11 protein-coding genes and 2 tRNA genes are annotated in these 10,040 nt (G+C 67.8%); 5 read left to right on the top strand and 8 right to left on the bottom strand.

The window, feature by feature from the left end; genetic code table 11:
- The first annotated feature begins 618 nt into the window (after positions 1-618).
- Positions 619-843, top strand: a complete 225-nt coding sequence (locus tag ABNF97_RS33495; protein WP_130462452.1) for a hypothetical protein — start codon at positions 619-621, stop codon at positions 841-843.
- A gap of 133 nt (positions 844-976) precedes the next feature.
- On the opposite strand, the gene ABNF97_RS33490 is transcribed toward ABNF97_RS33495, so the two are convergent.
- The 6 genes from ABNF97_RS33490 to ABNF97_RS33465 form a co-directional block, all read right to left on the bottom strand.
- A complete protein-coding gene (locus tag ABNF97_RS33490) occupies positions 977-1,774 on the bottom strand; it encodes a nitrilase-related carbon-nitrogen hydrolase (protein ID WP_130462451.1) in 798 nt (265 codons plus the stop codon).
- Positions 1,775-1,835: 61 nt separating this feature from the next.
- Entirely contained in the window at positions 1,836-3,128 is a 1,293-nt protein-coding gene (clpX, locus tag ABNF97_RS33485) for an ATP-dependent Clp protease ATP-binding subunit ClpX (protein WP_130462450.1), read from the bottom strand.
- A 217-nt stretch (positions 3,129-3,345) separates the two neighbouring features.
- Entirely contained in the window at positions 3,346-4,014 is a 669-nt protein-coding gene (locus tag ABNF97_RS33480) for an ATP-dependent Clp protease proteolytic subunit (protein ID WP_101367584.1), read from the bottom strand.
- Positions 4,015-4,025: 11 nt separating this feature from the next.
- Entirely contained in the window at positions 4,026-4,646 is a 621-nt protein-coding gene (locus ABNF97_RS33475; RefSeq protein WP_130462449.1) for an ATP-dependent Clp protease proteolytic subunit, read from the bottom strand.
- A gap of 258 nt (positions 4,647-4,904) precedes the next feature.
- On the bottom strand, positions 4,905-6,263 hold the full coding sequence (tig, locus tag ABNF97_RS33470; protein ID WP_130462448.1) for a trigger factor: 1,359 nt from the start codon (positions 6,261-6,263) through the stop codon (positions 4,905-4,907).
- Between the two features lie 146 nt (positions 6,264-6,409).
- Positions 6,410-6,483, bottom strand: a tRNA-Pro gene (locus ABNF97_RS33465).
- A 276-nt stretch (positions 6,484-6,759) separates the two neighbouring features.
- Between ABNF97_RS33465 and ABNF97_RS33460 the strand changes: the two genes are divergently transcribed.
- Positions 6,760-6,833, top strand: a tRNA-Gly gene (locus ABNF97_RS33460).
- A gap of 427 nt (positions 6,834-7,260) precedes the next feature.
- Here ABNF97_RS33460 and ABNF97_RS33455 read toward each other — a convergent pair.
- Together ABNF97_RS33455 and ABNF97_RS33450 are read right to left on the bottom strand one after the other, a co-directional pair.
- Complete coding sequence (locus ABNF97_RS33455; protein WP_349341006.1) at positions 7,261-7,488, bottom strand: hypothetical protein; 228 nt, start codon at positions 7,486-7,488, stop codon at positions 7,261-7,263.
- Entirely contained in the window at positions 7,485-7,805 is a 321-nt protein-coding gene (locus ABNF97_RS33450; RefSeq protein WP_349341005.1) for a hypothetical protein, read from the bottom strand. The genes ABNF97_RS33455 and ABNF97_RS33450 overlap by 4 nt, the downstream gene beginning before the upstream one ends.
- Before the next feature lie 367 nt (positions 7,806-8,172).
- On the opposite strand from ABNF97_RS33450, the gene ABNF97_RS33445 reads away from it, so the two are divergent.
- The 3 genes from ABNF97_RS33445 to ABNF97_RS33435 are packed head-to-tail and all read left to right on the top strand — an operon-like array spanning position 8,173 to position 9,890.
- Entirely contained in the window at positions 8,173-8,445 is a 273-nt protein-coding gene (locus tag ABNF97_RS33445; protein WP_349341004.1) for a helix-turn-helix domain-containing protein, read from the top strand.
- Positions 8,445-9,398 (top strand): XRE family transcriptional regulator, encoded by a 954-nt coding sequence (locus tag ABNF97_RS33440; RefSeq protein ID WP_349341003.1) that lies wholly within the window; start codon positions 8,445-8,447, stop codon positions 9,396-9,398. The genes ABNF97_RS33445 and ABNF97_RS33440 overlap by 1 nt, the downstream gene beginning before the upstream one ends.
- A 24-nt stretch (positions 9,399-9,422) precedes the next feature.
- Positions 9,423-9,890: an NUDIX domain-containing protein gene (locus tag ABNF97_RS33435; protein ID WP_349341002.1), complete on the top strand. Its 468-nt coding sequence runs from the start codon at positions 9,423-9,425 to the stop codon at positions 9,888-9,890.
- Positions 9,891-10,040 lie beyond the last annotated feature (150 nt).

Genomic DNA, 10,040 nt, shown 5'->3' with positions numbered 1-10,040 from the left:
AAAAACCAAACGGAAAATCCAAACCCAGCAACAAAAAACACTTGCTGCCAAACAAAACTTGGCACTGGCTTATCAAGCACCCTGTTGAGTTCTCAAAGAACAACCACACACCAAAACACGAACCCCAACTCGGGGAACGGCCTCGGGGCAACTTGCCTAGCCTACCCGTCCAGGCCCGCAGTGTCAAGCCCCAACTTCTGACTCGATCTGCGAATCTGAAGAATCCTCGTGCTGACGCCCACCGAAGAACGGTGCTCGTTGCTGTCGAGGGAAGCCCGCAGACCGGCCGATGGCCACTCGCGGCTCATCTGCCCGGCTCCTGCCGGCCTCAGACACTCTACTCGGTTGGTCCCGCATTCTCAACCTGAAACATCTCCGGTCGAGCGCACCACCCGGCCTCCGCCTCCGTCGGGCAGGCACCCCTTCGGGAGACCGCCGTCGGAAGACCGAGGTGCTCGCGGCCCGGCCTCGTCGTCCGGGGCGTCGCGTGCAGAGAGAAAGGTACGCCGCTGGACCGCTGGGCGCAAATCGACGTACTCCTCCTTCCTGTACCGCTGTGACCGGACCGTGCCGCGCTAGTCCGTGTCATACCTGGGCAAGCGTGTCAGAGTGGCAACCATGGCCGCGTTCGCGAGCTCCACACAGATCACCGTCGCGCAGGACAGCATCACCGCGCTCCTGCTGCCGTTCTGGCAGCTCGTGATCGGCGGTCTCGTGCTGCTGGCCGTGGTCGCCTCGATACACCGGCTGGCGCGTCGCGGCCGATCCCGGATGACCACCGGACTGCTGGTGACGGCCACCGCGATCATCGGCCTGGCCGTCGTCGGCATGCTGCTGCAATAGCCGATCCCTGTTCCCTCCGGCGTCGCCGGACCGCCGCGGTCGGTCGCCGTTCCGATGTGACCGCACGCTGCCGCGACGAGACGGACGCCGTCCTGACGTGACGGGTGCCGTCCTGATGACGTGACGGGTGCCGTCAGAGGCGGCGGTTGGCCAGGCTGGGCAGCTCGGTTCGGATGTCGTGCAGCCGGTCGAGGTCGAGGTCGGCGACGACGATCCCGACCGTGTCCGGCGCCTGACCGAGTACGGTCCCCCAGGGGTCGATCACCATGCTGCGACCGAAGCAGGTGCGACCTGGATCGTGGTCACCGATCTGTCCCGCCGCCGCCACGTAGCACTGGTTCTCGATCGCCCGGGCGCGCAACAGGACCTCCCAGTGGTCCCGGCCGGTGTGCAGCATGAAGGCGGCGGGCACCACCAGCAGTTGAGCCTGCCCACCGACGGCCAACTGCCGGTACAACTCGGGAAAGCGCAGGTCGTAGCAGATCGACAGGCCGACGCGTACGCCGTCGACCGTGACGGTGACCGGCGCGGAACCGGCGGCGACGGTCTTGGATTCGAGGTACGAGACCCGCCCCGGGATCTCCACGTCGTAGAGGTGGATCTTGCGGTACGTCGCGGCGAGCGCACCGGAACGGTCGAAGATCAGCGAGGTGTTGTAGGTGTGCTCCGGATCCGGCCCCGTCTCGTGGAACGAACCGGCATGCACCCACATCCCGTGCCGCCGGGCCAGCTCGGCGAAGAACGCGGCGAACTCGCCGTCGACCGGCTCAGGTGGCGGCAGTCCACGGGACGGGCCGAGGTAGTCGACGTACTCCGGAAGGATCGCCAGGTCCGCTCCGGCGGCCGCGGCCCGGGCGAGCAGCTCGCCGGCGGCGGCCAGGTTGGCCTTCCGGTCGTCGCGGGCGTTGAGCTGGCAGACTGCGACGCGCATGCGGAGAGCCTACGGCCGTGGTCTCCGGGTGACCAGGCTTACCCGGGCGGGCGCGGGGCGGTCAGGCCGAGCGCTCCTCGCGCTCGCGACGGGCGCGGCGGCCGGTGAACTCGCGCGGAACGATCGTCGGGTTGACGTTCTCCAGCACCACACCCCGGGTGATCAGGACGCGGGCCGCATTCGGGTTGCTGGGCACCTCGTACATCACCGAGAGCAGGACCTCTTCGAGGATGGCGCGCAGGCCCCGGGCACCTGTGCCGCGCAGCATGGCCTGATCGGCGATCGCCTCCAACGCCGCCGGCTCGAACTCCAGCTCCACACCGTCGAGCTCGAAGAGGCGCTGGTACTGCCGGACGAGCGCGTTGCGCGGCTCGGTCAGGATCCTGACCAGCGCCTCGCGGTTGAGGCTCCGGACGTTGGTGATCACCGGGAGCCGGCCGATGAACTCGGGAATCAGACCGAACTTGAGCATGTCCTCCGGCATGACCCGACCGAAGATGTCGTCGGTCGAGCGCTCGGAGACCGAACGGAGGTGGGCACCGAAGCCGAGCCCGCCCTGGCCGGTACGGGCCTCGATGATCTGGTCCAGCCCGGCGAAGGCACCACCGCAGATGAACAGCACGTTGGTGGTGTCGATCTGAATGAACTCCTGGTGCGGGTGTTTCCGGCCACCCTGCGGCGGCACGTTGGCCACCGTGCCTTCCAGGATCTTGAGCAGCGCCTGCTGCACACCCTCACCGGAGACGTCCCTGGTGATCGACGGGTTCTCCGACTTGCGGGCGATCTTGTCGACCTCGTCGATGTAGATGATCCCGGTCTCGGCCCGCTTGATGTCGTAGTCGGCGGCCTGGATCAGCTTCAGCAGGATGTTCTCGACGTCCTCGCCGACGTAGCCGGCCTCGGTCAGCGCGGTCGCGTCGGCGATCGCGAACGGCACGTTCAGCATCCGGGCGAGAGTCTGGGCCAGGTGTGTCTTTCCGCACCCGGTGGGACCGATCAGCAGGATGTTGGACTTCGACAGCTCCACCCCGTCGGCGGAACCGGGCCCGCCGGCGCCCTCGGCCTGGATCCGCTTGTAGTGGTTGTAGACCGCTACCGCGAGGGCCTTCTTCGCCTGGTCCTGGCCCACGACGTACTGGTCGAGGAACTGGCAGATCTCCATCGGCTTGGGAAGCTCTTCCCACTTCACCTCGCCGGACTCGGCCAGCTCCTCCTCGATGATCTCGTTGCAGAGGTCGATGCACTCGTCGCAGATGTAGACCCCGGGGCCTGCGATGAGCTTCTTGACCTGCTTCTGCGACTTGCCGCAGAAGGAGCACTTCAGTAGGTCGCCACCGTCGCCGATCCGTGCCACCTACGTTCTCCCTGCGCTCATCGGCCAGCCTGTCCTAGCAGAGACACTGGCCTGCGGACGGTACGCCCGTCGGTCTTCTTCACCGGCCGGTCCCGACCGGCCATGGGCGGTGCAGAACCGACGTTACCCGCTGCGCGGGGTTTCTCCGACCCCCAAAGCGGGGTGTGTCAGAGGCCGGCCACCGGACAACCGGACGGCCGGCCTCTGACCAGAATGATCAGCTCGAGGCGTTCGCCGCGAGCAGGCCCTTCTTTCGGCTGGTCAGGATCGTGTCGACCAGACCGTACTCACGGGACTCCTCCGCGGTCATGAACTTGTCACGGTCGATATCACGACGGACTCGTTCAATCGGCTGGTTGGAGTGTCGGGAAAGCATCTCCTCGAGCTGGGTACGCATCCGGAGGATCTCCCGGGCCTGGATCTCGATGTCCGAGCCCTGCCCGTAGCCGCCCTCGGTGGCCGGCTGGTGGATGATGATCCGGGAGTTCGGCAGCGCCATGCGCTTGCCGGGCGTACCGGCGGCGAGGAGTACGGCGGCCGCGCTGGCCGCCTGCCCGAGGCAGACGGTCTGGATGTCCGGCCGGACGTACTGCATCGTGTCGTAGATCGCCGTCATGGCCGTGAACGAGCCACCGGGCGAGTTGATGTACATGATGATGTCGCGGTCCGGGTCGGTGCCCTCCAGCGTCAGCAGCTGAGCCATCACGTCGTTGGCCGACGCGTCGTCCACCTGCACGCCGAGGAAGATGATCCGGTCCTCGAAGAGCTTGTTGTAGGGGTTCGACTCCTTGACGCCGTACGAGGTGCGCTCGACGAAGGAGGGCAGGACGTACCGGTTGTGCACGGGCTGGAAGCCGCCACCGGCAAGCAGGGTCGGGTCGGTCATCTTTCCGCTCCTCAGCTCAGGGTCCCGGCGCCTTCCGGAACCTGCGCGGCTCCGGTGATCACCTTGTCGATGAAGCCGTAGTCCTTGGCCTCGGTGGCGGTGAACCAGCGGTCCCGGTCCGAGTCGGCCTCGATCTGGGCCTGCTCCTGGCCGGTGTGGAAGGCCACCCGCTCCTGGAACATCCGCTTGGTGTAGAGCATCTGCTCGGCCTGGATGGCGATGTCGGAGGCCGTCCCGCCCATGCCGCCGGACGGCTGATGCATCATGATCCGCGCGTGCGGCAGGGCGTAGCGCTTGCCCTTGGTGCCGGCGCAGAGCAGGAGCTGGCCCATCGAGGCGGCCATGCCCATCGCGACCGTGGAGACGTCGTTGTCGATGAACTGCATCGTGTCGTAGATCGCCATGCCGGAGTAGACCGAGCCACCCGGCGAGTTGATCCACAGGTTGATGTCGCGGCCGGGGTCCTCCGCGGCGAGTAGCAGCAGCTGTGCGCAGATGCGGTTGGCGACCTGGTCGGTCACCTCGCTGCCAAGGAAGATGATCCGCTCCTTGAGCAGCCGGTTGTAGACCGAGTCGTCGAGGTTGCCACCAAGTGCGTCCGCACTGCGGGCTTCGGTCACCCGCAGGGGCATAGCTGAGAAGTCTGAACCAGTCATGGCAGCCCTTCGCTCTCCGTGCGTCTTACGCCCGACATTAACCGCTGACCGGGGTCGTAACGTCCCGGTCCGGGCACTGTTCGCTCACAGCGCAGTTGGTCCCTGGCCGCAGCGCGGCTGGCCGCAGCACGGCTGGTGGCGGCGCGCTGACCGCCCGGGGCGTACTCGATGGGGTTTCGGCCGGTCGGGCCCGGAGCGTGGCGTCCGGACCCGGCGGTCACGACCCCGCGCGGCTCAGTGCTCGTGGTCGTGCTCGTGGTCGTGCTCCTCGCCACTCGCGGCGCGCAGCTCTTCCATGCTGATCGGGTTGCCGGCCGAGTCAGTGATCTTGATCCGCTCCATCACCATGGCCAGGGCCTTGCCCCGCCGGACGTCGCCGAAGACCGCGCCGGCCGCACCGGAGCGGACGAGCTGGTCGTAGTACTGCTGGGGAGCCATCCCGGCGCGCTGCGCCCGGTGCACGATCTCGTGCCCGAACTCGTCGTCGGAGACCTGCACCTGCTCGGCGTCGGCCAGGGTGTCCAGCAGAAGCTGGATCTTGACCCCCTCGGTGGCCGCGTCCTTCAGCTCGGCGTCGATCTGCTCCTCGGTCTTCTCCTCGGAGGTGAGATATTCCTCCAGGGAGGCGCCGATCCGCTCCAGCTGGTCGACCATGGCCTGCTTGCGGTGCTCGACCTCCTCGCGCACGACCCCCTCCGGGGCCGGCACGTCGGCGGCCGCCACGATCTGCTCCAAGGCGCGGTCCCGAGCGGCGTAGATCTGCTCGATCTTCTTCGACCGGCTGACCCGCTCGCGGATGTCGCCCCGCAGCTCGTCGAGGGTGTCAAACTCGCTGGCGAGCTGGGCAAAATCGTCGTCGAGCGGCGGCAGTTCCTTCTCCTTGACGGTGCGGACCGTCACGGCGACGTCGGCGTCCCGCCCGGCGAAATCGCCGCCGACGAGCTGGGTCTGGAAGTTGGTCGCCTCACCGGCCGAGAGGCCGACCAGTACCTCGTCCAGCCCTGGCAGGAGCTGCTTGCTGCCGACCTCGTGCGAGATGTTGGTGGCCGAGCCGCCCGGCACCTCCTCGCCGTCGACGGTCGCCGCCAGGTCGATCTGCACGTAGTCGCCCTCCTGGGCGGCCCGCTCGACCGTCTTCAGCGTGGCGAACCGCTCCCGCAGACTGGCGACCTGGGCCTCGATCTCGTCCTCGTCGATCTGAAGCTCGTCGACGGTCACCTCGACCGTGGAGAGGTCGGGCAGCGAAATCTCGGGGCGGACATCGACCTCGGCGGTGAACTTCAGCGCGTCACCGTCGTTGAACTCGGTAATCTCGACCTCGGGCCGGCCCAGCGTCTTGACGTCGTGCTCGCGGACCGCGGCGAGAATGTTCTCCGGAATGGCCTCCTGGACGGCCTCGTTGAGCACCGCGCCGCGGCCGACCCGCTGGTCGATCACCGCCGCCGGCACCTTGCCGCGCCGGAAACCCGGGACGTTGACCTGCGAGGCGATCTCCCGGTACGCCTTCTTGAGGCTCGGCTCGAGCTCGACGAACGGCACCTCGATGGCGAGCCGCACGCGCGTCGGGCTCAGAGTCTCGACGGTGCTCTTCACAGGCGTACTCCTTGACGGATCTCGATCTTTATTCTGGGCCGGTATTCAGCCCACCGAGTGTAGGCGAGCCGGCGGAGGCGTCTGACGGCGCGGGGTGGCAAGGCTCACCCCGCAGCCGAGGCTCCCCCCGCAGCCGCGGGCGACAGTCGGGGTGGCGGGATTTGAACCCACGGCCCCTCGCTCCCAAAGCGAGTGCGCTACCAAGCTGCGCCACACCCCGTGGCGGTGAAGAGTGTATGCGGTCCGGTCGGGGTCACGCCCGCCCGGTCTCCGTGCCGGGCCGCCGTGTCGCCCCGATCCAGCTTGATCCAGGTGTACGCGGGGTGCCGGCGCTTGCCGTCCCGGACCCGTCCGCCTGGCGGGTGGTGGGGTGGCGGGTGCCCGGTGGCGGGTGGCTGGGTGGGGTGGGGTGGCGCCAGCCGGCGGTATGCCGGTGTCGGCGGGGCGGGGCGACCGGTTAGGCTATGCGTCGCGTCCCGAGATGATCGGGGCGAGCGCGGGCGTAGCTCAATGGCAGAGCTTCAGTCTTCCAAACTGACGGTGCGGGTTCGATTCCCGTCGCCCGCTCCAACGGCCTTTAGCCCAGGTCAGAGGCATAATCGCCTCGCCTGGACTGTTCTGTATCTAGCTCTCTTTGATCTTACGTGCCACTCGCGTGCCAGTAGCGCGGGACCTGCCGTCCGGCGTGACCTTCCGTGAAGCCTGACAGCATGACGGCACAAGCCGAGGTCAGCTGGCTGGCGGCGAGTCACCAGGACGCGGCAGCCACCCCGACCACGACGCCGGAGCGTTGATCAGATCCGGACGAGACGCACCCGGCCAACGCCGGGGGAGGCAGCCGTAGCGGCCGAACACCCGCAACGCAGCCCGGCGCACCGGGCACGGACCCGGCTCACCGCAGCCGAGCAGGTCTCATCCACGCTGGACGGCGTATGTGAGTCAAGCCGGGACTGCGCCGCCCGCAGCTCTTCCAGGGCAGCAGCGGACAGGTAGACACTCACCGCGCCGACCCCGGTCGATGCTGCCGGGGCACGGCCAAGAGCGAGCCCCGCACCAAAATCCGCGCCCAATCAGAGGACCGGCCATCCTGCCCGATCTTCACGCCTTCCAGCCAGACCCACTCGTCCTGCTCCGGCCGGTTCGCCACCAGGCGCACACCAGTCACCCACAGCGTCACCGGCCCGTCAGATGAGCGGAACCGGTCAGCGGCGTCGATCCGGATCACGTCACCGAGCTGGACCCGTACGTCAAACACCCCGCCCCCTCGTCAACGCGGCCGGCCGCCGGGGACGGCCGCACGACCTGCGGGGCGGAGCGCAGTCCGGCAATTTGCACGAAGACCTCCCGCCGGTCGGTCGCATGCCCGTTCCGGTCGAGGGCGTAGCCGGTCAGCCAGCACCAACCGTGGTACGTCGGACGCTTCGACACGTTGATCACCCGTAGCACCAGCGCCCGATCCCCGGCGAACTGCACCGACGCCCGCCCGTTCAGCAACAGCACGTCACCCGGCTTCGGCACCAGGACGCCGCTCGATGTCGGCATCAGCCCGCCATTCCTTCCGAGGGTTGGAGGGGCGCCGAGGCGGACGGGCATTCAGACGGCCGCACGTCGACCGTGCAGCCTGGCGCCGGCACCCACCCCGACGCCCAGCTCACGAGACCGACACCCGACCCTGGCCCGCACAGTCCAGACACGATCGCCGCGCCAACGGCCGCGACGACCTACCCGAAGACGCCACCGACCGCAGCGCCAACCGCCGAGTGATGTACTTCCAACCATTGCCAACGCAGGAACGACAAGCGGTCAACAGGTTGTGCTCGATCATTGACACAGGTCGTGGCACAACCGGGCCAACAACCCGGAAAATCATTCCGGGGTCGCCAAGCCCAGGGGAGGCATCGTGCGCGGCATGCCCAACACACTCACGATCGGCGAACGCGTCGCCTGGTACCGCCGCCGACGCGGACTATCTCAGGAAGTCCTCGCCGGACTGGTCGGCCGTACCGCCGACTGGCTCGGAAAGATCGAGAACAACCGCATCGAGATGGACCGGCTCTCCGTCATCAAGAGCCTCGCCGACGTCCTCGACTCTCACTCGGCGACCTCCTCGCCGAACCGTCCCTGCTCGACTGGACCGCCGACAGCGGCACCGACACCGTGCCCGCCCTACGCGCCGCCCTGATGAACTACCGCGTCATCAGCCCCTTCGGCCATCCCAGCGACCGCCAAGCCCCGCCGCCCAGCATCGTCGACCTCAAGCGCGACGTGACCGCCTTGTGGAACGCCTACCAGGACTCCCGATTCGGGTACGTCACCGGCCGCCTACCCGACCTGCTCCACCGCGCCCAGGCCGCCGCCGACGGACTCGACGGCGACGACCAGGACCAGGCCCGCCGACTCCACGGACTCACCTACCAACTCGCCGCAACCCAACTCACCAAACTCGGCGAGACCGACCTCGCCTGGATCGCCGCCGACCGCGGCCTTGCCGCCGTACGACCAACCGGCGACCCGATCGTCACCGGCTCCCTACTCCGATCAGTCGGGCACGCCCTGCACTCCACCGGCCGATACCGCGAAGCCGTACGCCTCACCGAGGACGCCGCCGCCTACCTCGAAGACCACCTACGCCAACCAACACCAGCACCCGCGCTGCTGTCCGTCTACGGCACCCTGTTCCTGTCCGGCGCCATGGCCGCCGCCCGCGCCAACGACCCCAACACCACCCGCACATTCCTCGCCACCGCAGACGAGACCGCCACCCGACTCGGCACCGACGGCAACCACCTCTGGACCGCGTTCGGCCCCACCAAGGTCGCCATCCACCGCGTCGCCACCGCCGCCGAACTCGGCGACGTCCAAGTCGCCGTCGACCTCGGTCCCCGCGTCGACACCACCGGCCTACCCATGGAACGCCGCGTACGCCACGCCCTGGAAGTCGCCCGCGCCTACAACTCCTGGAACCGCGCCGACGAAGCCCAAGCCGCCCTACTCGACGCCGAACAGATGGCACCCGAACAGGTACGCCACCACCTCCTCAGCCGGCAACTCGCCCTCACCTGGATCCGCCGCCAACGCGGCAAGCCCTCCGCCGAGCTGGTCGGACTCGCCCGCCGCCTCAACGTGCTCGACTGATCAAGCCTGGCTACGCTGCCCGGTGTGACGGGATCCGAGATGCCACCGATGGCAACCCCACGCGTCGCCGCAGGCGCCCTCTTCTTCGACGACGAAGGCCGCGTGCTACTCGTCAAGCCGGACTACAAGAACCACTGGGACATCCCCGGCGGCTACGTCGAGCCCGGAGAGTCACCCCGGGCCGCCTGCATCCGCGAAGTCCGCGAAGAACTCAGCCTTGCCATCGAAGTCGGCCCCATGCTCGTCGTCGACTGGGCCCCAGCCCTTAACGAAGGCGACAAGATCCTCTTCATCTTCGACGCGGGTACGCTCAGCAGCGACGACCAGCAGCGGATCACGTTCCCCGACGGTGAACTCACCGAATGGCGCTTCGTCGGCCGCGACGACCTCAGCGCCTACGGGCCGGCTCGCCTAATCCGCCGCGTCCAAGCTGCTATCTCCGGAAAAGACCTTCACCGCCCCATTTATGCCGAACACGGAGTTGGCCAGTAACGCGGCGTTCTGTAGATGGACACCTAGCCCGGGTGATTCACCGTGATCGTCAAGATGTGCTGTTCGTCGGCGTGTAGATAAGCGGAAGTGCCTGCCCTGCAAGGGAAACTTGTGATTGCGACATCTACAGGTTTCTCTCTGAGGGAGGCA

Source organism: Plantactinospora sp. B6F1 (genome assembly GCF_040120695.1).
GTDB lineage: Bacteria > Actinomycetota > Actinomycetes > Mycobacteriales > Micromonosporaceae > Plantactinospora.
Note: the sequence above shows the minus strand (reverse complement) of the source record. Positions and strands in the feature narration are given on the sequence as shown.

What these genes read in the sequence shown, in the direction of transcription:
- ABNF97_RS33495 (WP_130462452.1), top strand. Translation starts at nt 619, where the DNA reads ATGGCCGCGTTCGCGAGCTCCACACAGATCACCGTCGCGCAGGACAGC.
- ABNF97_RS33490 (WP_130462451.1), bottom strand. Translation starts at nt 1,774, where the DNA reads ATGCGCGTCGCAGTCTGCCAGCTCAACGCCCGCGACGACCGGAAGGCC.
- ABNF97_RS33480 (WP_101367584.1), bottom strand. Translation starts at nt 4,014, where the DNA reads ATGACCGACCCGACCCTGCTTGCCGGTGGCGGCTTCCAGCCCGTGCAC.
- ABNF97_RS33475 (WP_130462449.1), bottom strand. Translation starts at nt 4,646, where the DNA reads ATGCCCCTGCGGGTGACCGAAGCCCGCAGTGCGGACGCACTTGGTGGC.
- ABNF97_RS33450 (WP_349341005.1), bottom strand. Translation starts at nt 7,805, where the DNA reads ATGCCGACATCGAGCGGCGTCCTGGTGCCGAAGCCGGGTGACGTGCTG.
- ABNF97_RS33445 (WP_349341004.1), top strand. Translation starts at nt 8,173, where the DNA reads ATGCCCAACACACTCACGATCGGCGAACGCGTCGCCTGGTACCGCCGC.
- ABNF97_RS33440 (WP_349341003.1), top strand. Translation starts at nt 8,445, where the DNA reads ATGAACTACCGCGTCATCAGCCCCTTCGGCCATCCCAGCGACCGCCAA.